General features: G+C 63.9%; 19 protein-coding genes and 1 pseudogene. 11 read left to right on the top strand and 9 right to left on the bottom strand.

Annotated elements, in window-relative coordinates:
- The first annotated feature begins 14 nt into the window (after window positions 1-14).
- Window positions 15-1,034 (top strand): LacI family DNA-binding transcriptional regulator, encoded by a 1,020-nt coding sequence (locus AC6JA3_RS04510; protein ID WP_497919924.1) that lies wholly within the window; start codon window positions 15-17, stop codon window positions 1,032-1,034.
- Window positions 1,035-1,151: 117 nt separating this feature from the next.
- Here AC6JA3_RS04510 and AC6JA3_RS04515 read toward each other — a convergent pair whose 3' ends face one another.
- From AC6JA3_RS04515 to acs, 4 genes are all read right to left on the bottom strand, one after another.
- Window positions 1,152-2,507: an FtsX-like permease family protein gene (locus AC6JA3_RS04515; protein ID WP_431768476.1), complete on the bottom strand. Its 1,356-nt coding sequence runs from the start codon at window positions 2,505-2,507 to the stop codon at window positions 1,152-1,154.
- 7 nt (window positions 2,508-2,514) lie between these two features.
- Window positions 2,515-3,324: an ABC transporter ATP-binding protein gene (locus AC6JA3_RS04520; RefSeq protein WP_347782688.1), complete on the bottom strand. Its 810-nt coding sequence runs from the start codon at window positions 3,322-3,324 to the stop codon at window positions 2,515-2,517.
- Between the two features lie 84 nt (window positions 3,325-3,408).
- Window positions 3,409-4,197 carry a DeoR/GlpR family DNA-binding transcription regulator gene (locus AC6JA3_RS04525; protein ID WP_026546546.1) on the bottom strand — a complete coding sequence of 263 codons (789 nt, stop codon included), beginning with the start codon at window positions 4,195-4,197 and terminating at the stop codon, window positions 3,409-3,411.
- Window positions 4,198-4,375: 178 nt separating this feature from the next.
- Window positions 4,376-6,421, bottom strand: coding sequence for an acetate--CoA ligase (gene acs, locus AC6JA3_RS04530; protein ID WP_026541379.1), 2,046 nt, complete (start codon window positions 6,419-6,421; stop codon window positions 4,376-4,378).
- Window positions 6,422-6,889: 468 nt separating this feature from the next.
- Here acs and AC6JA3_RS04535 point away from each other — a divergent pair, with 468 nt between their 5' ends.
- The 3 genes from AC6JA3_RS04535 to AC6JA3_RS04545 are packed head-to-tail and all read left to right on the top strand — an operon-like array spanning window position 6,890 to window position 9,932.
- Window positions 6,890-8,452, top strand: a complete 1,563-nt coding sequence (locus AC6JA3_RS04535) for a hypothetical protein (protein WP_497919925.1) — start codon at window positions 6,890-6,892, stop codon at window positions 8,450-8,452.
- Window positions 8,453-8,463: 11 nt separating this feature from the next.
- Complete coding sequence (gene nth, locus AC6JA3_RS04540; RefSeq protein WP_347782690.1) at window positions 8,464-9,258, top strand: endonuclease III; 795 nt, start codon at window positions 8,464-8,466, stop codon at window positions 9,256-9,258.
- Window positions 9,255-9,932 (top strand): NUDIX hydrolase, encoded by a 678-nt coding sequence (locus AC6JA3_RS04545; RefSeq protein ID WP_347782691.1) that lies wholly within the window; start codon window positions 9,255-9,257, stop codon window positions 9,930-9,932. Before nth ends, AC6JA3_RS04545 begins: the two co-directional genes overlap by 4 nt.
- Window positions 9,933-10,661: 729 nt before the next feature.
- On the opposite strand, the gene AC6JA3_RS04550 is transcribed toward AC6JA3_RS04545, so the two are convergent.
- The 4 genes from AC6JA3_RS04550 to AC6JA3_RS04565 all read right to left on the bottom strand — a co-directional run bounded on the left by AC6JA3_RS04550 (window position 10,662) and on the right by AC6JA3_RS04565 (window position 14,218).
- Window positions 10,662-11,078, bottom strand: coding sequence for a hypothetical protein (locus tag AC6JA3_RS04550; RefSeq protein WP_091549683.1), 417 nt, complete (start codon window positions 11,076-11,078; stop codon window positions 10,662-10,664).
- Between the two features lie 118 nt (window positions 11,079-11,196).
- A complete protein-coding gene (locus AC6JA3_RS04555) occupies window positions 11,197-11,580 on the bottom strand; it encodes a hypothetical protein (protein ID WP_091549684.1) in 384 nt (127 codons plus the stop codon).
- A gap of 576 nt (window positions 11,581-12,156) precedes the next feature.
- Window positions 12,157-12,357, bottom strand: a complete 201-nt coding sequence (locus AC6JA3_RS04560) for a YegP family protein (RefSeq protein ID WP_347782692.1) — start codon at window positions 12,355-12,357, stop codon at window positions 12,157-12,159.
- A gap of 169 nt (window positions 12,358-12,526) precedes the next feature.
- Window positions 12,527-14,218, bottom strand: coding sequence for a bifunctional 3'-5' exonuclease/DNA polymerase (locus tag AC6JA3_RS04565; RefSeq protein ID WP_347782693.1), 1,692 nt, complete (start codon window positions 14,216-14,218; stop codon window positions 12,527-12,529).
- Between the two features lie 157 nt (window positions 14,219-14,375).
- On the opposite strand from AC6JA3_RS04565, the gene ssd reads away from it, so the two are divergent.
- From ssd to AC6JA3_RS04600, 7 genes and pseudogenes are all read left to right on the top strand, one after another.
- A complete protein-coding gene (ssd, locus tag AC6JA3_RS04570) occupies window positions 14,376-15,494 on the top strand; it encodes a septum site-determining protein Ssd (RefSeq protein ID WP_347782694.1) in 1,119 nt (372 codons plus the stop codon).
- The gene (locus AC6JA3_RS04575) at window positions 15,491-16,747 is read left to right on the top strand and encodes a TadA family conjugal transfer-associated ATPase (protein ID WP_091549686.1); all 1,257 of its coding nucleotides are present in this window, start codon (window positions 15,491-15,493) and stop codon (window positions 16,745-16,747) included. The genes ssd and AC6JA3_RS04575 overlap by 4 nt, the downstream gene beginning before the upstream one ends.
- Complete coding sequence (locus AC6JA3_RS04580; protein ID WP_091549687.1) at window positions 16,744-17,544, top strand: type II secretion system F family protein; 801 nt, start codon at window positions 16,744-16,746, stop codon at window positions 17,542-17,544. The genes AC6JA3_RS04575 and AC6JA3_RS04580 overlap by 4 nt, the downstream gene beginning before the upstream one ends.
- Window positions 17,544-18,119: a type II secretion system F family protein gene (locus AC6JA3_RS04585; RefSeq protein ID WP_043431948.1), complete on the top strand. Its 576-nt coding sequence runs from the start codon at window positions 17,544-17,546 to the stop codon at window positions 18,117-18,119. The genes AC6JA3_RS04580 and AC6JA3_RS04585 overlap by 1 nt, the downstream gene beginning before the upstream one ends.
- A gap of 538 nt (window positions 18,120-18,657) precedes the next feature.
- Window positions 18,658-18,822: pseudogene (locus AC6JA3_RS04590) on the top strand (DUF4244 domain-containing protein); the annotation flags it as partial.
- A gap of 89 nt (window positions 18,823-18,911) precedes the next feature.
- Window positions 18,912-19,298: a TadE family type IV pilus minor pilin gene (locus tag AC6JA3_RS04595; RefSeq protein WP_347782695.1), complete on the top strand. Its 387-nt coding sequence runs from the start codon at window positions 18,912-18,914 to the stop codon at window positions 19,296-19,298.
- Window positions 19,295-19,657, top strand: coding sequence for an Rv3654c family TadE-like protein (locus AC6JA3_RS04600; RefSeq protein ID WP_026541364.1), 363 nt, complete (start codon window positions 19,295-19,297; stop codon window positions 19,655-19,657). Before AC6JA3_RS04595 ends, AC6JA3_RS04600 begins: the two co-directional genes overlap by 4 nt.
- 19 nt (window positions 19,658-19,676) lie before the next feature.
- On the opposite strand, the gene AC6JA3_RS04605 is transcribed toward AC6JA3_RS04600, so the two are convergent.
- The gene (locus AC6JA3_RS04605; protein WP_026541363.1) at window positions 19,677-22,019 is read right to left on the bottom strand and encodes a DEAD/DEAH box helicase; all 2,343 of its coding nucleotides are present in this window, start codon (window positions 22,017-22,019) and stop codon (window positions 19,677-19,679) included.
- Window positions 22,020-22,041 lie beyond the last annotated feature (22 nt).

Raw genomic sequence — 22,041 nt, forward strand, 5'->3', positions numbered from 1 at the left:
CTAGCATTTACCTCATGACACCTTCGGCGGTACAAACCTCGCGCGGCCCGGTTACACGCAAAGACGTGGCCCGGTACGCGGGGGTGAGTACCGCCGTCGTCAGTTATGTGGTGAACGGTGGCCCCAAGAACGTGGCTCCGGCTACGGAAGCCAAAGTCCGCGAGGCCATCCGCGTCCTCGGATACCGGCCCAACGCTGCCGCCCGGGCACTGAAGCTGGGATCCAGCGAAACCATCGGCGTGGTGGTTCCGGATAACACCAACCCGTTCTTCACCCACTTGGCCCATGCCGTGGAAGATGCTGCGGCGGAAATGGGCTTCGGCATGGTGCTTACCAACTCGGACGGAAGCCTGACGCGCGAACGCAAGAATATCCGTACCTTGGCTGCCCGGCAGGTGGACGGTGTGTTCCTTGCCAGTTGTGTTTTCGATCCCGACGTCTCCGAACTCGAAGCCTCCGAGATCCCCGCGGTGTTGCTGAACAACGCGGGCTCACCCCCTGGGTTCAACAGTGTGGGTGTTGACCTGCAAGCTGGGGCCAGGGCCGCCGTGGAGCACCTGATCGGCCACGGCCACACAAACATTGGCCTGGCGATCGGCACCAATACCGGAAACCAATTGGACGGGCGCGAGGTGGGTTGGCTGGCGACCCTGCGTGAGGCGGGACTGCCTGACGGGCCCATGCTGCATGGTCCCTTCAGCCGACCGGGCGGGTATGAGGTGGGCAAGAGGTTCCTCTCCATGGCCAACCGCCCCACAGCGATCTTCGCCAGCAACGACATGCAGGCGATCGGTATCCTCAGGGCACTTCATGAGGCCGGCGTGCGGGTGCCCGAGGACCTTGCGCTGGTGTCCTTCGACGGCTCCCTGGATTCCGAGTACAGCTGGCCCGCGCTCACTACTGTGGCCCAGCCCGTCAAGGCCATGGCCCAAGCTGCCGTGCAGGCCCTGGTTGGCAAGAGCCGCGGCGACGAGCTGCAGCACCATATCTTGCCCACCGAGCTGATCATCCGGCAGTCCTGCGGCTGCAAATAACCCCGCCGAAGTGGCATTTAATGACAGTACTTTGCGCCAACACTGTCACTAAGTGCCACCTCGCGGGGGCTTTTGGGGAGGGGGCTCCAAAAGGGATTACGACGGCGGCTGGTCGGGTCAGGAGTCCATGCTCGCGTAGCGCTCCGGGCGGGCCAGCACCTGGCTGATCTGAGCCGTTCCCGCCGCGACGGCCAGCCGGACCAGCAGGAAACCGGCCACAAACACTCCGCCAATGGTCAGGAGCACAATGGGCTGGGTCAACAACACCATGCCCGTCAGCGGCAGGACCAGGGCGGCCGCAGCGGCTGCGGAAAGGCCGGCCACCAGGAACAGCGGGGACATCACAGCCTTCACCCGCGAGGCCACCATGAGCTTGCGCGGCATGCCCACCCGGTCCAAGGCCACCAGGGTGGACGCCCGGTCCAACACCGACGCCGCCTGATTGACGCCCGCTGAGCAGGCCACCATCAGGAACGAGCCCAGAAGTGTGATCATCACGCCTGTGTTGATATCGCGCACCAACAACGCAGCCTCGTTGTCCGCTCCGGAGCCCATGGTGTCTGCCACGGCCATGCCCACGCCCACAAAAACGCCCACAAAGCTGGTCATCGCGACGCCCCCAACTTGACGCCACGATTCCTTGGGACTCTCCAGGACGGTCCGGGCGGCCAGCAGTTGTTCCGGGCGCTTGGCCCGTTTGAGCTGCGAGGACGCCCGCAACCGCAAGACCCAGGGACCCATCAGGTTCAACGCCAGCAGTGCCAGCCCAAAGCAGCCACCCATGACGGCCACGATCACAATGAACCCGCCAAAGCTGCTGAGCATACCCATCGCCACCACTCCCACAACCACCACAACAGCCGCGATGAGCCCGCGAACCCAATGGACGCCGTCGGCCGATTGCCGTGTCCTGACTCCCAACGGCGTCACCACCACTTTGCGAAGTCCCAAGGCGGCACTTGCTGCGGCCAGCACGCAGACGGCGGCAATGCAGCCCAGGATGGACGGTACGGACAGCCACGCATGGCCGGCAATCGCCTGGCCCCGGAACTGGATCAAACCCAGGAACGGCGCCGCGCAGGCGTACAGTCCCGCGCCCGCGAGTGCGCCAACAGCCGCGAGCACGGTGGACTCGATGACAGTCATCCAGACCACAGTGGCGCTGTCCGCACCCAGCAAACGCAGGGACGCCAAGCGGTCATCACGACGGCGGGCGGCGAGTCGGGCGGCCGAGGCACCCAGCGTCAGGAGCGGGATGATGAGCAAGACCATCGCGACGACGGCCAACGCCTGGTAAGTACCTGCGATGTCGTCGGACCAGGACCAGAAAACCTGTGAACCACCGGCCACGGTCAGCAGGAGGGCGGTGACCGTGCCGAAGGCCAGAACGGGAAGTCCGGCATCGCGCAGGCCCGTTTCGCGCAGGCTGCTGCCGCTGCTTCGCGCCAGGTAAGGGGTGAGCCGGAGGGCCATGGAAAGACTAGACATTGAAGGCACCCTTGAAGTTGGTGGCCTGGGTGTTGGTGGCCTGAGTGTTCAGGGTGGCCGGGGTATTCACGGCTGCCGGGACTTTCGCCGGCTGGACAGGGGCCGACGGCGGAACGGGTCCGCCACTGTCCGCCACGATCCTGCCGTCACGCAGCTCCACTACCCGTTGACACCGGGCTGCGACGTTGGGATCGTGGGTGACCACCAGCAGTGTCCGTCCGTTGGCGGCCACGGAGCGCAGCAAAACGTCCAGGACTTCGGTGGATGTCGCCGAGTCCAAGGCGCCCGTGGGTTCGTCCGCGAAGACAACCCGGGCACCGGTCACCTGGGCCCTCGCGATCGCCACACGCTGGACCTGCCCACCTGACAACTCTCCCAAGCGGCGCTGCTCCATGCCGGCAAGGCCCAGGGCGCCAAGCCATTCGGCGGCCCGGGACTCGGACGACGCCCGGTCAGTCCCGTTGAGCATCAGGGCCAGCGCAACGTTCTCCACGGCAGTCAATTCCGGCAGGAGCATGCCTTGCTGGAACACGAATCCGAACTCTTCCCGGCGCAGGCGGGACAACGCCGCGTCTCCCAAAGTATCCAGGCGCAAAGGCGCCGATGGCGTGTGCAAGGTGATGGAACCGGCGTCGGGCCTCAAAATACCGGCAAGGCAGTGCAACAAGGTGGTCTTGCCCGAGCCGGAGGGCCCGATGATCGCGATGGACTCGCCGGCGTTCGCCGTGAAGTCAACCTGGTCCAAGGCAATGCTGCCGGGGTAGTGCTTGGTGAGTTGCTGGGCGTGGAGGATGGCGTTCATATATCCAGCATCGCCGTCTGCCCCGGCCGGCCGCGTCAGTCCCGCGGCTGAACTCTGCCGCCCGGCCTCCACCCGCGGTATGAGTCAGGCGCCGGCGATCCTTAGCTTCGCCACATTCTCGGCCAGCACCCGCCGGGCATCCTCGCCCAGCAGAGAATCGGTGATCAGTTCATCGGCCTCTTCCAGCTGGGCGATCGAAGCGATGCCCACCACGCCCCACTTGCTGTGATCGGCCAGGACAACGGTGCTCCGGGCGGAGGCCATGAAGGCGCGGTCCGTTTCTGCTTCGAGCAGGTTCGGCGTGGTGAAACCGGCCTGGGCATCCATGCCGTGGACGCCCAGGAACAAGACATCCAAGTGCAGTTGCTTCAGGGAAGCGGTAGCGATGGGTCCCACCAAGGCGTCCGAGGGCGTGCGCTCGCCGCCGATCAGGATCACGGTGGAGCCGAAGCGGGCGGGGCCGGACGACGATCCGTGATGAAAGAGATCAGCGATCCGTACCGAGTTTGTGACCACGGTGATGCGGGGCCCGTGAACCAGTTCCTGCGCCAAGGCCCACGTGGTGGTTCCGGCGCTGAGGCCAATAGCCATGCCTTCCTGGACCATGGATGCAGCCTCGACGGCGATCGCATGCTTTTCGGCGGTGAGCTGAGTGGACTTCAGCTCGAACCCTGGCTCATGCGTGCTTGCATCACCGGGCAGTTTGGCTCCGCCGTGGATGCGCTCCACGCGGCCGGTTTCCTCCAGTGCTTCGATGTCCCGGCGGACGGTCATGGGGGAGACCCCCAGCAACTGTGCGAGGTCCGAGACCCGGACCACGCGTTCGCGCTGGACGGCATCAATGATGGCTGAGTGGCGTGCTGCCTGAAGCATCAGGGCCTTTCTGGAGGGCCTCGTTCAAGGTGAGGCTGAGTCTGGCTCCAGTCTAGGACGCGGTCCCTCCGCCCGGTGGCTCATTGGGTCGCGGCGTCGTCACGCGGGCGTCACGCAACTGCTCCAAAGCACGACGGCGCCGCTCACCCGGGAGGTGGGCGGCGCCGTCGTTTACTGCTTACTTACGGAGCGAATCCGCGATCTGCTGCATGATGCCGGGGTCTGCCAGTGTGGTGGCGTCGCCCGTGTCGCGGCCTTCTGCGATGTCCTTGAGGAGGCGGCGGACGATCTTGCCGGATCGTGTCTTTGGCAGTTCAGGCACGATCAGGAGCTGCTTGGGCTTGGCGATCGGGCCGATTTCCTTGCCCACATGGTTGCGCAGTTCCAGGACGGTTTCGTCGCCGTTGTTCACGGCGTCACCGCGGAGGATGACGAACGCCACCACGGCCTGGCCGGTGGTTTCGTCCGCGGCACCAACCACGGCGGCCTCGGCCACGGATGGGTGGCTGACCAGGGCGGACTCGATCTCGGTGGTGGAGAGTCGGTGTCCGGAGACGTTCATGACGTCGTCCACGCGGCCCAGGAGCCAGACGTCGCCGTCTTCGTCCTTCTTGGCGCCGTCGCCGGCGAAGTACATGGCCTCGAAACGTGACCAGTAGGTGTCCTTGAAGCGCTCCGGGTCGCCCCAGATGCCGCGCAGCATGGACGGCCATGGTTCGCGGACCACCAGGTAGCCGCCTTCGCCGTTGGCCACGGACTGGCCGTTTTCGTCCACGACGTCCACCGCGATTCCCGGCAGTGGAACCTGGGCTGAACCGGGCTTGGTAGCCGTGACGCCGGGAAGCGGGGCGATCATCTGGGCGCCGGTTTCGGTCTGCCACCAGGTGTCCACGATCGGAGCCGGGTGTTCCTTCTTTTCACCGTTCTTGCCGGCGTTGGCGCCGATGACGTCGCGGTACCACATCCACGCTTCCGGGTTGATGGATTCGCCCACTGAGCCCAGGACGCGGATGGAGGAGAGATCGTACTTGTCCGGGATGTCCCGGCCCCACTTCATGAACGTCCGGATCGCAGTGGGGGCGGTGTACAGGATGGAGACCTTGTACTTCTCCACGATTTCCCACCAGCGGCCCTGGTGGGGGGAGTCCGGGGTGCCTTCATACATGACTTGGGTGGCGCCGTTGATGAGCGGAGCGTAGGTGACGTAGGAGTGGCCGGTGACCCATCCGACGTCGGCGGTGCACCAGTACACGTCCGTTTCGGGGTGGAGGTCGAATACGGCCTTGTGCGTGTAGGCGCCCTGGGTGAGGTAGCCGCCGGTGGTGTGCAGGATGCCCTTGGGCTTGCCCGTGGTGCCGGAGGTGTAAAGGATGAACAGCGGGTGCTCGGAGTCGTGCCCGACGGCGGTGTGCTCGGTTGCTGCCTTATCAACCGTTTCAGACCACCAGAGATCGCGGCCTTCCACCCAGTTGACGTCCTCGCCGTTGCGCTTGACCACAACAACGTTCTGGACCGTATGACCTTCTTTGGACAGGGCTTCGTCCACTGCGGGCTTCAGCGCGCTCGGCTTGCCGCGGCGGTAGGTGCCATCGGCGGTGACCACGAGCTTGGCTTCGGCGTCCTCGATCCGGGAACGCAGGGCGTCGGCGGAGAAGCCACCGAACACCACGGAGTGCACGGCGCCGATGCGGGCACAGGCAAGGAGCGTGATGACGGCCTCGGGGATCATGGGCAGGTACACAGCCACGCGATCACCCTTGGCCACGCCGAGGGACTCGAAAGCGTTGGCAGCCTTCTTCACTTCTTCGGTCAACTGCGCATACGTGTAGGTGCGGGTGTCCCCGGGCTCGCCCTCAAAGTAAATGGCAACGCGGTCGCCCAGGCCATTCTCAACGTGACGGTCCAGCGCGTTGTACGCAGCATTGACCTCGCCACCGACAAACCACTTGGCGAACGGCGGGTTGGACCAGTCAAGCGCCTCGGTGAAGTCCTTGTCCCACGTCAACAACTCGCGGGCCTGCTTGGCCCAGAACGCGGGACGGTCTGCCTCTGCCTCTGAATAGGCGTCAGCGCTGGTCACGGCGTTCGCGGCGAACTCTGCAGAGGGCGCGAACTTGCGGTTCTCGTGGAGGAGGTTTTCAAGTGCCTCGACGTGTGCGGCCGATCCGTTCTGAGCAGTTGAAGCTGCAGCGGTGGCCGTGGATCCGGTGGTGTCCTGGGACATGTGAACCTCATCATTCATCGATCTTTGCTGCGCGGAACCTGTCGCGAGGTTCCCGCCCGGGCCGTCGTCGGCGTCGAACGTCTCCCCGAAAGGTCCGCAGAGTGCTGTCCGCCATCAACACTATCGCTTCGGAAGGTCCTACGTGTGCGTCGTCACAAACGTGCCAGCGAGCGGCGCGGATTTAGCGACGAATGGCGCCTCAGGCGGTGGGGAACCGTTTACATGACGTACGACGGCGGCTCCCGCCCGCCGCTGTTAAGGGGCAACTGCAGGCCGCACTCTGTAAGGAACCTTGGAGTTTGCTGTGGGCGAAGCCGGAAGGCCGTTTTCAGCTAGAACCCTGTCAGTGGGGTGGCATAGGCTGAAGAAGTCCTGGGACGCACCTTGAGCGTGGCCGGTTTTCCGCGGATTCCTGCGGGGGTCGCCTGTCCGGACTGCCCAGGACGCCGCCGTACGAAGGAGAAATAGATGAACCAGCTGAGCCCAGGCCCGCACGACACACCGCGAACGGGGCCCGAGACCACGGCTGGAACGGCCACCGCACCAAGTGCCACCCCTGGTGCAAATCCTGATGCTGCCAAGAAAGACGCCACTAAATACGACGCCGTCGCAGGACCCTTCACCATCCGGGACCTCACTGTTTTCGGCTCAACGCTGCTGATGTTTGTTGCGTCCTTGCTGCCGATGTTCGGAGAGCGCTACAACCTCTGGAACCTTGGCAACCTCTTCTTCCTGCTGCTGGGGATCATCCTGCCGCTGGTTGTGGTGGCACTCTTCGTAGCCCGCAGATTGAAGCCGGGAACCGTCGTCCGGGTGGGTTCACTGTCCGTCGACCAGTTCGCGTCCGTCACGGCGTCCTTCGCCTTTCCGCTTTTCTTCCTGACCATCGCCAACTCGTTCAATAGCGGCGTGCTGCTCGGTTTGATTGGTTCAGTGGGCCTTCTGGCCGCAACCGTCCTGGCCCCGCACCTTCCCTGGTTGTCAGCTGATTTCAAGGGCCGCGCGGAAGTCCCGGCCCACGTGGTAGCCCGCGAGGCCGCAATTCCCAGCCGCAAGCCGGCCGCTCCCAAAGCACCCAAGGAACCCGTAACCCCCGCTCCGGCCGCAGGGCAGGCTATGACTGGATCGGCCCCCGGTTTCCAGGCTCCCGCCGGTAATGCATCCTCCGTGAACGCATCCGGCTCTTACGCTCCCGGCTCTCACGACTCCGGCTCGCAATCTGCAGATTCGGTTGCCGGGGCTCCCGGCGCGGGTGCTGGTGCAGCTACCAGCGGTGCTGGTCCAACCTCCAGCGGTGCTGGTGCGTCCGCTGTCGGTGGGGTTGGCGCTGGCGGTACCGGGGCCACAGGTTCCAGCCCGTTCGCTCCGCCGGCCAACTACGGTACTGCGTCGTCGGACGCTGCGGAGGCACCCGCCGTCGTGCATTCAGCGGACGTCAGTCCGGCCGCCAGCGCTCCGGAAGGCCACTCTGGAGCCGTTGGTTCCGCCGCCGCGAGCAACCAGGAAACCGTGGGCAGCCCTGCCCCGGGCGTGGCGGCTCCGGCTCCTGCCGGCGGTAGCGCGCCTTCCTCTGCGGCTGAGCCGGTACCGGAAGCCGCGAAGGGTCCTGAACTGAAGCCGGAAGCCGCAACTTCCCCTGTCGCCGCCGAACCAGCCACAACGCAGCACGCGGCGGAACCTGCCACAACGCAGCACGCCGCTCAACAGCCAGCCGCGCAACAGCCGTGGGCTGCCACCATGGCCACTCCCATCGTTTCCGGCGACACCCGTCGGGTCAGCGAATCGATCGGTGCCACGGTGGATCCCGCCAGTCGTCCGGACGACTCCGACTCACCGCAATACGAGGCGTTCTGGTTCGCTGTTGCCCAACCGCGGACTGCGTACGACGAACACACGGGCACCCCTGCTTTCACCATCGAACCGGGTGGCTGGGTGTTGGCGCTGGAGGACCGCGGCCATGAGTTCCTGGTGCAGGATACCGACGGCAAGGTTGGGGTTCTTCGGGAGCTCAGCAACATCGAACGCGGCTAGGCAGGGACCCCGTGGCCATCGCTGAAGCTGGTTCGCTGCTCGCACTCAAACGCCGGGCCCGCAAGATCAACCGGGTCCTGGCGGAAAAGTATCCGTACGCGCACGCGGAACTGGACTTCCGGAATCCGTTTGAGCTGGTGGTGGCCACGGTCCTGTCAGCACAGACCACGGACGTCCTGGTCAACCAGGTCACCAAGATCCTGTTTGCCCGGTACCCGGATGCGCGGGCCATGGCGGAGGCCGATCCCGTGGAACTGGAGACCATCCTTCAGCCCACCGGCTTCTTCCGGGCCAAAGCGCGGAACGTTCTGGCACTCAGCAACCGGCTGGTGGACGAGTACGACGGCCAGGTTCCCGGCAAGCTGGAGGACCTGGTGACGTTGCCCGGCGTCGGTCGGAAAACCGCCAACGTGGTACTGGGCAACGCGTTCGGCATCCCCGGAATCACGGTGGACACGCACTTTGGGCGGTTGGCCCGCCGATTCGGATGGACGGAGTCCGATGATCCCGTGAAGATCGAGTTCGACGTCGCGGAATTGTTTGAACCGCGGGACTGGACCATGTTGTCGCACCGCGTGGTGTTCCACGGCCGCAGGGTGTGCCACGCCAGGAAGCCCGCCTGCGGTGCCTGCCCTGTGGCCAGCCTCTGCCCCAGTTACGGCGACGGCGAGACGGATCCGGTCAAAGCAGCCAAGCTGTTGAAGTACGAGCTCGCCCCGGGCAATGAGGCACTGCTGGACAAACTGTTGGCGGAGACCCACCGCGCCGCGGAGATCCGCATGGAATCGCAAAGGAGGCCCGGGTGACCGCGCTTGAAGAACTCTCGGCGCTGGTGACCCGGTTCGAGGCCGGCGAACAGCAGCACTCTGCTCTGTGGGAGAAGCTCCCCGTCATCCCCGAAACCAACAGGCCTGCCGCGGTGCTCATGCTCTTCGGCGTGCTTGATGACGTACCCGCAGAGTCCGAGCGCCCCATAGCCCCGGCGGACCTTGATGTCCTCTTGTTGGAGCGCGCACACACCCTGGATGACCATCCCGGCCAAGTAGCCTTCCCTGGCGGCATGGTGGACCCGGAGGATGAGTCGGTGGTGGCTGCGGCATTGCGGGAAGCCGTCGAGGAAACCGGGCTCGACGCCAGCGGTGTCCGTGTGCTCGGCGTCATTCCCGAGCTCGGGCTGATCCGCAGCAATTTCCGGGTGACTCCCGTGCTGGGCTGGTGGGACAAGCCATCGCCGGTCCGCGTAGTGGACTTCGCTGAGTCCGCGCAAGTGTTCAGGGTGCCGGTGCGCGACCTCCTGGATCCAGCCAATCGCGTCACCGCCACCATCACCCGCTTCGGCCGCACCTACACCAGTCCTGGCTTCACTGTGAACGGAGTGCTGGTGTGGGGCTTTACCGGGATGATCCTGAGCGGGCTTTTTGACGAATTGGGCTGGACCGTCCCCTGGGACACGGAGAAGCTGCGCGACGTCGACCTCTAGCAACAGGTGTCTTTCGGCAGCGCCACGGGTCTGAGTAGCTGTCATTTTCAGAAGCTGACTGCACCGAATGTCAGAAGTGGTCTGGACTGCGAATTTATGCTCCATAGAGGATGGGCTTAGGGACACGTCGCGTGCGGTCTTAAGGATTCATTACCGGATGGCGCTCCACTCCACCGGCGATGGCCCGGTTTTCGTCATTGCAGTCCCGTCTTCCGTATTTCACACTGGTCTAATGCACCCATCGTGGACCCGGATACTTAGGCTTGGGCAACACTCATGGCTCGGTCTCGTTGGGGACGTCCTCTACATAGGTGATGAGACGCGGCCTAAAAGGCAGCTCGATCTGGAGATTCCGATAGGGCTGCTTCCGTGTCTTGAACGTCCTTACGAGGAAGTCCGAGCTGAACTTGGAGCGTGTGAGCGTGAGTTGTCCATGTTGTCTGGGCCATTGCTTTCAGCAGTTCCGTTGGCAGCGATTCCGAGGACAGCGGTGGCGACTCAGATGGACTATTGGACTTCCCTTTCCGTGCCCTGGCTGGCTTCACTTCCCGCCAGCGAGGTCGATGACAACGTCATCATTGCTATCGAAGAAGCGTCTTGGGCAGGCCAGGCGAGCAGGCATGCTGCCCGTAGACTTCGACGGAGTAGGAGCAGAACCTGGACAAGGTTGCCTGATGATCCTTCATAGCCTTGCCTACGAGCGTAACTGGATCCTTCACCGGACGCGCGCTAGAGGTTGGTAGCGGCGCCGGGCGAAGTGAGAATCGTGCCGTCCGAGACCAGTGCCACGCGGATGGATGCAGCGTGGAGGCCGATTGTGCCGAGACCACCTTCAACGGTGTAGTGGTCTCCCTCGATGATGAGTGAGTCGATATTGCCGTAGTCAACTGACCCGTCAGGGTCACGCGAAGGCCGGGAACTGAGCTGACCCGTCCAAGTCAGATCTTTTACACCTTCGAACACCAGCACCCCCTTGCGGTAACAGTATTGCTCTCCGAAGCGTGCCGGAGCATATGAGGGGTGTTCCTCGGTCAGTACGAACTCCGCCGTGATGACAAGCTGTCCTCGGCTTGCATAGATGTCCAGTACCCAACTGTCTTCCAGGTAGAAGCCCCAAAAAACTTCATGCTCAAAGTACTTTCCCAACGTCGGCCCTTCTTACGTGCCCATGTACCGGTCTTCCGGGTCTGGGGAGCTGGAACAGTAAATCGACGGCAACCTCGGCACCAGATCTACCGAAACCTCTGGCTGCTCCCGTGGGCCTCTACCTAGTGAAGTATCCACCGGCGGTCAGGATCGATTCCCCCATAACCCACTGGCCCCAGACGCACCCCACGATGAGAGTCGGCGCGAGGATGTAATAAGCGATGCGCGACCCTTTGCCCATATGATGCGCGTCAAGCTTCCTCCCGGAGCGCCACAAACCAAAAAGGAGTGCCAAACAGGGAAGCATGGCGATCTGCATCGGTATGCCGCTCCCATCCCGACTGAATTTCCCGTCGTAGGGCATTCGGGTGTCCCAGGGGACACTCAAAAGCACGAAAATCGTGATCCCCAGACCGAGCACAAATCCGATTGCACAAAGAACGGTTTTGAACCTAACAGCCTTCTTCCCTAACCGCAGGTCTCCCTTAGTGAGTTCGCCCATCCAATGATCTTTTCCCGACGCCCGACCCCACACCATCATCACTCGCCAAGGTTCGTTCCATTCTCTTCGGTCACGAGACTCACGCTGTCGACAATAGCTTCAGGATGAGTTCCACCGTGTGTAGCGCTGCTCCTAAGGCGACTCGCCTGACGTCAAGGCACGAAGGACTCGTCGACGAAGCTCCCGACTACCTGCCCTGGTGACACACAGACCTTCTGTTTCTCGAAGCGCTACTCCTGGGCCGGCCTCGATACATGACCAACTTTTAGTCGACATGCGACGAGCTCGCCACAGCTCGGGCCAACCAACCTCCATTCGTCTGGGGTAAAACCAGTCCGAATACCTAAACCGACCTCTCGTGAGCCTCAGAATGCTGTCCGCAAGCCGGTCGGCGATACGCTCGTGGTGACCAAGCTCGATCGAATGGCGCGCACTCTATCTGATGCCAGGGGCATCGCCGGTGCCTGAAGGCCAGGGTACTCCTGACATTCTCATGTCACACTCATCTGCACTCCCGCCGGAAATCCGAGGGAGCGCGGCCGACTTTTGAAAAATGACCGCAGCGCTGGTTCGCTGTCAGGCGGCCTTGCGCGCCGCCGTCGAACGGTCCACTATCAGCCCGGTAGCGGCGTTCTCCCGCACGGCCTTGATGCCTGCAATGACACCGTCAAGGTGTCCGTACGTGGGCGATTCGGCCACAACCGTGCCGTCGGCGGCGGTGAGGCGGAACCTGTACGCCTCGTCGCTGTCTTTGAGAATTTCGAACCTGCCGGCCATTGATGCTCCCCCTTGTGCTTCCGCGCAGAAAAATGTGGAAAACAACGTATCCACATAGCGAAAGTAGCCAGAACCAGGGGAGAACGAAAGTTACTTGGCGGTACCGGTCATTCCGCCTCATACGGCGAGATATGACTGGATAGTCCACGAGGTTGTGGGTACTCTGCGGCTACTTCGCCTTGTCGTAGGAATCTACGACGGCGATGCTCACCGGGAATTCGACCGGGATTCGTCCGAACATGAGCTCCTTGGCCGCGGCGGCTGCTTCCTCGATGGCTTGGATACAGGCTTCCACCGCCTCGTCCGGGGCGTGAACCATCACTTCGTCGTGCAGGAAGAAGACGAGCTCCCCGGAAGGCAAGCCACCGGCGCGCATGGCCCGCAGCCGCCGTCGTAATTCAGCGAGCCAGCAGGCCGCCCATTCCGCAGCCGAACCCTGGACTACGAAGTTGCGGGTGAAGCGGCCCCGGGAGCGGGCCAGGTTGTCCGCGCGGCGCTGTTCTTCGGCAGTGGTGGACTGCTGGCTGCGCAACCAGCCCAACGACGGCGGCGGGCTGCTTCGGCCAAGCCTCGTGGTGACCGTCCTGCCGGCCTCGCCTTGGCGGGCGGCTTGCTCCACGAACCCGACGGCGCGCGGATAGGTGCGCGTGAGCTGCGGCATGAGCCTGCCCGATTCGCCAGTAGTGGCGCCGTAGATTGCTCCCAGCAGGGCAATCTTGGCCTTGGCCCGGTCGCCGCCGAAACCCTGGGCCGCAATGCCCGCGTAGAGGTCTTTGTCGCGGGCGGCCTCGGCCATCTTTGTGTCCTGGGCAAGCGCCACCAACACGCGCGGTTCGAGTTGCGAGGCATCAGCGACGATGAGTTTGTGGCCGGGATTGGCATGGACCGCACCGCGGATGTTCCGCGGGATCTGCAGCGCACCGCCGCCGCGGGAAGCCCAGCGGCCGGACACGACGCCGCCCACCACGTATTCCGGGTGGAACCTGCCCTCCCGCACCCATGCGTCCAGCCATGCCCAGCCGTTGGCCGTGTGGAGGCGGGAGAGTTTCTTATAGGCGAGCAGGGGCTGGATGGCGGGGTGTTTGGACTCCTGCAGCTCCCATTGGCGCGTGCTCTTTACCTCTATACCGTTCCGGTGGAGGGCTCGCATGAGGTCCTGGGGGGAGTCCGGGTTCAGGCCAGGGGAGTTCAGGAGGCTGCGGAGCTCGGCGCAGAGAGCTTCGAGGGCCGGAGGCCTCCGTCCTTGGGGCGGCCTGGGTCCGAGGACGTCGGCGAGGATCTGCTGATGCAGCTCTTCGCGCCACGGGACGCCGGCGTGTTGCATCTCCACAGCGATGATGGCGCAGGCTGATTCGGCTGCCAGCAGCAGTTGGAGCCGTTGCTTCCGCTGCTCATCGCTGGACACCTGAGCCACTGCCTGTTGTTGGGCTGCGAATTCCTCCCGGAGTTCGGCCAGCCCCGCTTTGGGGTTGGACGGGGCAGGATCTTCAAACAAGGCCCCCTGGTCCGCAGGAGGGGGCGGTGGTTGAAGAGCGCGCGGTGGAGCCGAGTCATCGTCCTGCGTGATCTTGACGGCATGCCGGGCGTAGTCGGTGTCCGCCGTGAATTCCGAGTGCGCCAGGATGGCTCCACACAGTGCCAGATCATGGCATCGCTCCAGCTCCACACCGTGGGTCAGCAGTTCCGGATACCAGTCCATGGCGCGGTGCCACACCCAGCGGGGCCGCTGGGTTTCGAACTCACGCACGACGCCGGGAAGCTCACCTCGCGTGACCACGCGCGCGTCCGCCGTGGGCTTGCCGGTGGGGGAAATTCTTTGTATGGCTGCGCCTTCCGGGTGGGCGGCGAGCAGCAAATACATGGTCTCTATTCTGCCTTGTGCGTAGTGGTGCGTGGTGCGTGGTGGTGCCCTGCACTGTTCCTCCACATGTGGTCCCGGGCAGCCGGTTCCATCCAGGTTGTGCACATACGGGTCTGGGGTCCTGATGGTGTTCCCGAAGGTCCGCAAGGGTGGATCCATGAGCAAGCGAGAACGCCGGCACCGGCAAGCCACAAACCAGCCACTGGAAGCGGACATGGACGGAACCTGGGTTCCCCATGATTCTGCCGGAATACTGCTCGTCTCCTCGGACCCTTACTTGCAGGAAGAGGCCAAGCGGATTGTGGCCGCCGCGGGTGGAAACCTCACCACCGCTGCCGACGTCGTCGAGGCCTTGCAGGGTTGGGAGAGCGCCGACGTCGTTTTGGTGGGCAGCGATGTCCGGGAGTTGCCCCCTCGAAGACGCTCTCCCACAGTGCTGTTGGGGAAGGCAACAGATGGGGACAATCTGTGGGAGCTCGCCGCCCTCCTCGGGGCTGAACGGGTTGCCGTCCTACCCGAAGCGGCCGCCTGGCTGGCTGAACACCTCAGCATGTCCGGATCCCCCGAGCCTGGCGGCATGGTTATGGGGATCATCGGTGGCAGCGGCGGCGCCGGGGCAACCACTACAGCCATTTGGCTGGCGCAAACGGCTGCGGAACACGGTGTCAGCACCATGCTCGTCGACGGAGATCCTTGGGGAGGCGGCCTTGAACTGGCCGTGAGTGCCGAGGATGTTCCAGGGCTGAAGTGGCCCGATTTCGCCGAGACCCGCGGGCACATTGACCCCGTGCAGTTTCGGGATTCCTTGCCCTTTACCGGTGGGTTCGCCTATTTGTCATGGCCAGGCACGAGGGACGCGTTCCACAGCCCGGACACCCGCGCAGTAGCCGCCGTCATGGACGCCGCGCGCCGCAGCTTCGAACTCATCCTCGTGGACATAGGGCGCAGCGGAGAAGGAGTGCGCAACCTCGCCTGGGACTGCGACCGCATGGTCCTGCTCGCCAGGGCGCACCTTAAATCCGCGGTTGCAGCAGGGCGGATCCTCAATGAACTCCCTCCCTCGGACGCCGGGGTGGTGGTGCGTGGAAGCGGTGCTTCGTCTGTTGATGCTGGGCTCATCGCAGAGTCCTTGGGATTGCCATTGCTGGGCATCCTCCCCGACATGCGGGGCGTGGCGGTTGGCACTGAACTCGGCCGCATCCTTGAGTTCGGCCGGCGCAAACCCATCAACCGCCTGGCCCTGTCCGTGCTGGAACTGAACGGTGCCATTCAATGAACCGGTTCGAAGCAACACGGCGAAGGCAAGGCCGAAAACTCGATTCCCTGCTCCTTGAGACCGTGCGGGAGTCTGTCCTGGCAGGCAACGGGCCAGTCACTCCGTCCACGGTGGCAGCGGCTGTCCAGGCAAGCGGCAGGTTGCTGGGCACAGCCGGCGCCCTTGAAGCGGCCGAATCCATCAACGCTGAGCTCAACGGGTTGGGACCCCTGCAACAGTTGGCACAGGATCCAGCCGTGACGGACATCTTCGTCAACGGCCCCAACTCCGTCTGGCTGGACAGAGGGCAAGGGCTGGAACGGTCACCGGTGCACTTCGAGACTGAGCAACAGGTCAGATCCCTGGCGTCCCGTTTGGTCTCAGCCGGTGGCCGTCGTTTGGATGATGGGTCGCCCTGCGTCGATGTCCGGCTCAACGGCGGATACCGGGTGCATGCGGTTCTTTCGCCGATCTCCACCACCGGAACACTTCTCTCCATTCGTATTCGCCGCGAGAATGTCTTCACCCTTGCGGAGTTGAGGGAGAGCGGCATGTTTTCGGAGCAAGCCGAGTGGGTTCTCAAGGCCATCATCAGCCAAAGGCTTAGCTTTCTAATCAGCGGAGCCACAGGCTCGGGAAAGACCACACTGCTGTCCACCATGCTCGGTTTGAGCCACCCGTCCGAGAGGCTGGTCCTGATCGAGGACGCTGCCGAACTCAACCCCGTCCACCCCCATGTGGTCACCCTTGAATCCCGGCACGGAAACCTTGAGGGTGGGGGTGCCCTGGATCTTGGCGAACTGGTCCGCCAAGCACTGCGAATGCGGCCGGACCGGCTGATCGTTGGAGAATGCCGTGGCGCTGAAGTCCGTGAACTGCTGACGGCCCTCAACACCGGGCACACAGGCGGTGGTGGGACCATCCACGCCAACACGGCAGAGGCCGTCCCTGCACGGTTGGTGGCACTGGGTGCGCTGGCGGGGTTGAACGCTGAGGCCGTACGGCTCCAGGTTTCCAGTGCCTTGGACGTCGTCATTCATGTGGACCGGACGCCAGCGGGAAGGAAAGTGGCCTCCATAGGGGTACTGACTGATACCGCTGAGGGCCAGAAAGTGCTCTCCGCCCTCCACTGGGACCCCACCGGGATGACATGCGGGCCCGCCTGGCCGGCCCTTGCCGGCAGGCTTGCCCCGGCGTTGCCCGCGGGGTTGGACTGGTTCCGGGATGCCGGGTCACCAGGTCCCGGGTCACCGGGTCCCAGGTCCGGCACATGATCGCTGCCTTTGTCCTCATTGCAGCCCTCGCGGCCTGGCAGCACTTCCGTGGCAGCCGCGTTGATGATCGACGGGTGCGGAAGAGATTGGGGGAGCCTCAAGGAGGCATGGGTGCCGCACGCAGTGCCCGGCAGGGTGTGGGGCTGCGCCGTCCCTGGCGGACCCAGCGCACAGAGTCCTTGCCGCTGGTTGTGCTCGTCCAACAGCTTGCGGCCTTATTGCGTGGTGGGCGGGGAACGTCCCGATTATGGGACGAACTGTGGATGGTCCATGGCTCCCGGTTGAGCAAGGATGGCTCCGCGGACACGGTGGCACAGCGGGGGACAATTACCCTCAGCACGCAATCGCTGCTGGTGGTGGCCGCGGCCAGGGCGGCATCCAGCTTGGGAAATCCTACGGCTGAAGCAATCCGGGACACCGCCGCGCGGAGCTATCCCCGGCGGGGAAGTTCCGAACGACGTGTATGGATGGAACTGGCGGCATGCCTGGAAGTTGCAGAAACAAGTGGCTGTCCGCTTGCTGACCTCCTGACCCGCTTTGCTGCCCAACTGGAAGCCGAAGAAGACGCAGAAGCCGCCCGGCAAACGGCGCTCGCCGGGCCAAAAGCCACGGTCAGGCTGCTGTCGTGGCTCCCAGTGTTCGGGCTCTTGCTGGGGATGGGCCTTGGTGTGGACCCGCTGGGAATCCTCCTGGACAACATTCTGGGTGTCGCCACGTTCGTGGCTGGCATTCTCCTGACCGTGGCCGGCCGGGTTTGGTCCTCACGCCTGGTGGCCTCTGCGACCGGGAGCACGTGATGGCAGCGCTGTTGATGGTTATTGTCCTGGGCCTGGCGGCGTCCATCTGGCTCGCCGGACCGGTCCGTGCCAGGGCTCGATTACTGATTCGCGGCGAAGGTGACTCGTCGCCGACCGGTCCTGCACGCCGGGCTCCGGACGATGGCCTCCACGACACCGCCATGATGCTGGAGCTGGTGGCATCAATGCTCGACGCCGGCGCTGGTATTGGGCGGTCACTTGAACTTATTTCCGGATGCGCCTCCCCTCCCATCAGGAAATCGCTCAGGCCAGTGGTGGCCGCCCTTGCCATAGGGGCCGATTGGGAAACGGCGTGGCGGGCACCCACTGAGCACATCCCCGAGGTGGTCCGCCTCAAAGAGGCACTGGCATTTGCAGCGCTGACGGGTGCGCCCTCGGCATCGATCCTTTACGCCCAGGCTGCCAGGGAACGGCGTGAACAGTTCAGGGCTGCGGAGAAGAGAGCCGCAGCCTTGGGTGTGAAACTGGTGGTGCCACTGGGCCTTTGCTCACTGCCCGCGTTCATCTGCCTGGGGATAGTACCCGTCCTGATAGCCATGCTTCCTGCCGGATGAACCGGGCAGGAAGCATGCAAATACACGCTGTGAATAATGGCCACTCTCCCTCCACATCCGGGCCATTTGCATGGGTTATCCACTTGGAAGAATCCGCTTCTTTTGGCAGTGGCTAAGCCACGGAAGAGTCGAACCAGCCGGCGGATCCGCTGGTTTTTCTTGAAAGGAATCCACTGTGAAAACACTATTCAGGCCCGGACCTGCCCGCCGTCCGGGTCGTCGCTCTGCAGGCACGGATCGAGTCTGGTTGGACCGGACGTGGCTGGACCGGGGAACCACTGCAGGGAAGCCCGGCATGAGGGCGTTTGGTATTGAGCAATTTGAGCTCGAGGAATTCAAGGATTCCGGGTTAGGGCAAGTGGAGTCAGGGGGCGGTGGAACCAGCCTCCAAGTCTCCGCACCAAGCGATGCTCTGGCCCTACGGGGGCCGCTGGCCGCCCGAAACCCGGATTTGGTCGAGGACCATGCTTCTCTGCGGAGGCGGCCTGGCCGGCGGCAGCGGAGGAGCTATCGGAGGATCGGGGAAAAGCTCCGGACACGGGGAATGCTCCTGGGCTCCGAAAGCGGTATGGCCACAGCAGAGTACGCGATCGCTACCTTGGCCGCGGTGGGTCTGGCCGGCCTGCTGGTGGTCATCCTTCGGAGTGAAGAAGTCCGTGGCTTCCTGCTCAACCTGATCCGCACTGCACTGTCCTTGCCATGATGCACGTGCTGCCTGCCGGCGGGAGGTCACCTGCTGCCTGCGCAGGACCACCATCCAGATGGAAGAGGGACGGGGCGGAATCAGGAGCCGTGACAGCGGAGTTTGCCGTTGCCTTGCCGGCTGTGGTCTTGCTCTTGGCCTTCCTGTTGGCAGGCGGCGCTGCGGGGATCACGCAACTGCGGTTGGAAGAAGCTGCCACGGCCGGAGCCCGGGCGTCAGCTCGGGGCGAGACCGGCGGAACAGTGGAGGGAATCGTCACAAGGCTCGCCGGTGACACCGCCACTTCGACCCTGGCTGAAAGCGGTGGATGGCTCACGGTGACAGCGTCATCCCGGGTCGGGGGAGCGCTGGGACCGTTGATTCCCTGGACGTTGACGGCGTCGGCGTCTGCCCGTGCAGAGTCAGGCCGCACTGACTCAGCCGGCACTGCACCAGGCCGTGCAGAGTCAGGTGGTTCAGGGGCAAGCAATCCATGAATCAGTCGGGAGTTCCTGTGCACCCTGAACGCGGGGCGGGAACGGTCCTCGCGTTGGTGTTGGGCGCGGTAGTGATTGCCCTGCTCTTCGGCGTGCTCTTCCTGGCCCAGGCCGGGGTCTTGGCTTCGAGGGCTGCTTCCGCGGCAGATCTGGCAGCCCTCGCGGGGGCGGACGCCGCCCGGGGCCTCACCTCGGGGGAACCGTGTTCGGTCGCTTCAGACGTTGCGGGGCGGCAGGAAGCCAAGATTGTGTCCTGCACAGTGACCGGCGGAACGGTAGTTGACGTTGCCACCGAGCTGGACCACCCTTTCGGCTGGGGAGTTGCCACGGGGCGGGCGCGGGCGGGGCCACCTCCCTAATGCCGCCGAACAGCCTGCCCTAGATGGCGTCCTTCAACAACACACCAAGGAGGGTGATGGCGGCTGCCTTGTCCAGCGGATTGTTCTTGTTGCCGCATTTAGGGGACTGGACGCAGGATGGGCAGCCTGCCTCACACTCACAGGCCTGAATGGCTTCTTTGGTTGCCGTCAACCAGATCTTGGCCTTTTCAAAGCCCCGCTCAGCGAATCCGGCACCACCAGGATGTCCGTCGTAGACGAAAATCGTGGGCACCCCGGTGTCGGCGTGCAGGGCAGTGGAAACACCGCCAATGTCCCAGCGGTCACTGGAGGCAACCAACGGAAGGAGCCCGATGGCAGCGTGTTCGGCAGCGTGAAGTGCCCCCGGGAACTCTGCTTCCACCAGACCTGCCCCGTGAAGAGAGCGGTTATCCACAACAAACCAGACGGCCTTGGTAAAGAGATCCCGGGCGCCCAGCTCCAAGGGTTCTTCACCAAGGATCTCGTTGGAAATCAAGGCCTTGCGTTGGAAGGAGACAACTTGCGTAGTTACTTTGACGTCGCCAAAATGCACGGTGATGTCGCCCCACTGGACCGAGCGCGACGTTTCGAGCACCTCGATCTGGGTCACGTCCCTCGCGGTGGTGTAGAAATCGGGGTTCACCCGGCGGACCATGACGCAATGGTCGGCCTCATTGAGGTCTTCCACCAGGTAGCTTTCGCCTTGGTGGACATAGATGGCACCCGTGTGGGCCTGATAGTGGGTTTGCGGCGAGTCCATGGTCCCCAGGAGCGACCCTGTTTCGGCGTCAACGATGCTCACTGGACCGCCTCCGTCCGCCCGGAGATTCACCATTCCGGCGGCACTCTCCGGGTGGGTCCAGAACCATCCTGCAGGCCGCTTGCGCAGGTATCCCTGGACAACAAGCCGGTCCAGGAGTCCCTCGGAGGTCGGGCCGAAAAGATCAAGCTCGGCAGGCCCGATCGGCAGTTCAGCAGCCGCTGCACACAGGTGGGGTCCCAGGACGTAGGGGTTTCCAGGATCAAAGACGGTGGCTTCCACGGAAACGTCAAAAATGGCCTCGGGATGGTTCACCAGGTACGTGTCCAAGGGGTCGTCGCTTGCCACGAAAGCGGCAATGGCATCCTGCCCCGCCCGGCCGGCCCGGCCAATCTGTTGGAAAAGGGAGGCACGGGTGCCCGGCCATCCAGCCACCAGCACCGCATCGAGGCCGGAAATGTCGATCCCCAGTTCCAAAGCGGACGTGCTGGAAACACCCAACAGCTGGCCGGACCTCAAAGCCTGCTCCAGAGCACGACGTTCCTCGGGAAGATACCCGGATCTATAGGCGGCCACGCGCCCTGGCAGACTTGGGTCCACCTCGTCGAGGAGCCTCTTGGTGATCGAAGCAATGGATTCGGCACCCCGACGCGACTTGATGAACGCGATGGTCCTTACACGCGAGGACACCAGGTTGGCCAGGATGTCCGCTGTTTCGGCTACGGCAGTCCGCCGCTGTTTGGCACCGTTTTCACCCTTGACATCGGTCAGCGCGGGCTCCCAAAAAGCCACCGTGGTGGAACCGTGCGGCGAGCAGTCCTCGGAGACTTCCCTGACGGGAGCACCGATGAGCCGGCCAAAGGAAACACCGGGATCGGACGCGGTGGCCGACGCTGCAATGAACACCGGCTCGGGGAACGTGTTGCCTGCACCGTAGTAAGCGCAGATCCGCCGGAGGCGACGCATCAGGTTTGCCACATGGGAACCGAACACTCCGCGGTAGCTGTGTGCCTCGTCCACAATGACGTAGCGCAGCCGCCGGAAAAACTTTGCCCACCAAGTGTGGTTGGGCAGGATTCCAAAGTGCAGCATGTCCGGGTTGGCCAGGATGAAGTTGGCATGGTCGCGGATCCAACGTCGCGACGCCACGTCGGTGTCGCCGTCGTATGTTTCCGCCCTTACGGTGGGAAGCTTCAACGCACGGATCGCCGCGAGCTGGTCTGCAGCCAGAGCCTTGGTAGGGGACAGGTAGAGGGTGACCGCACCGTCGTCGTGGATCTTTCCGGGATCGGAGAGCACCCGCAGCTCCGAACGGTGAATCGCGTCCAGGGCAGGAAGCTGGTACGCCAGAGACTTGCCGGATGCCGTACCAGTGGCGATCACCACGTGTTGTCCGGAATGGGCGAGCTCGGCCGCCTGGATCTGGTGCCGGTACGGTTCCTGGATACCCAGGGACTGGTAGGCGTCCACGACGTCGGGGTGAGCCCAGCCCGGCCAGGGCTCGTTAACGGCCTTCCGCGCAGGGATGGTGTGGACATGGCGCAACTGCTCCGGGTCCGGCGTCCGGCCCAGCAAGGAGATCAATGATTGAGGTGCAGCCACCGAATCATTCTGTCACTGTGCA

The sequence above is a fragment of the Arthrobacter sp. TmtSoilC79 genome (genome assembly GCF_059739405.1).

What these genes read in the sequence shown, in the direction of transcription:
- AC6JA3_RS04555 (WP_091549684.1), bottom strand. Translation starts at nt 11,580, where the DNA reads ATGGGCGAACTCACTAAGGGAGACCTGCGGTTAGGGAAGAAGGCTGTT.
- AC6JA3_RS04600 (WP_026541364.1), top strand. Translation starts at nt 19,295, where the DNA reads ATGAATCAGTCGGGAGTTCCTGTGCACCCTGAACGCGGGGCGGGAACG.
- AC6JA3_RS04525 (WP_026546546.1), bottom strand. Translation starts at nt 4,197, where the DNA reads ATGCTTCAGGCAGCACGCCACTCAGCCATCATTGATGCCGTCCAGCGC.
- AC6JA3_RS04515 (WP_431768476.1), bottom strand. Translation starts at nt 2,507, where the DNA reads ATGGCCCTCCGGCTCACCCCTTACCTGGCGCGAAGCAGCGGCAGCAGC.
- AC6JA3_RS04575 (WP_091549686.1), top strand. Translation starts at nt 15,491, where the DNA reads ATGAACCGGTTCGAAGCAACACGGCGAAGGCAAGGCCGAAAACTCGAT.
- AC6JA3_RS04560 (WP_347782692.1), bottom strand. Translation starts at nt 12,357, where the DNA reads ATGGCCGGCAGGTTCGAAATTCTCAAAGACAGCGACGAGGCGTACAGG.
- AC6JA3_RS04580 (WP_091549687.1), top strand. Translation starts at nt 16,744, where the DNA reads ATGATCGCTGCCTTTGTCCTCATTGCAGCCCTCGCGGCCTGGCAGCAC.
- ssd (WP_347782694.1), top strand. Translation starts at nt 14,376, where the DNA reads ATGAGCAAGCGAGAACGCCGGCACCGGCAAGCCACAAACCAGCCACTG.
- AC6JA3_RS04585 (WP_043431948.1), top strand. Translation starts at nt 17,544, where the DNA reads ATGGCAGCGCTGTTGATGGTTATTGTCCTGGGCCTGGCGGCGTCCATC.
- AC6JA3_RS04535 (WP_497919925.1), top strand. Translation starts at nt 6,890, where the DNA reads ATGAACCAGCTGAGCCCAGGCCCGCACGACACACCGCGAACGGGGCCC.
- AC6JA3_RS04565 (WP_347782693.1), bottom strand. Translation starts at nt 14,218, where the DNA reads ATGTATTTGCTGCTCGCCGCCCACCCGGAAGGCGCAGCCATACAAAGA.
- AC6JA3_RS04520 (WP_347782688.1), bottom strand. Translation starts at nt 3,324, where the DNA reads ATGAACGCCATCCTCCACGCCCAGCAACTCACCAAGCACTACCCCGGC.
- AC6JA3_RS04510 (WP_497919924.1), top strand. Translation starts at nt 15, where the DNA reads ATGACACCTTCGGCGGTACAAACCTCGCGCGGCCCGGTTACACGCAAA.
- acs (WP_026541379.1), bottom strand. Translation starts at nt 6,421, where the DNA reads ATGTCCCAGGACACCACCGGATCCACGGCCACCGCTGCAGCTTCAACT.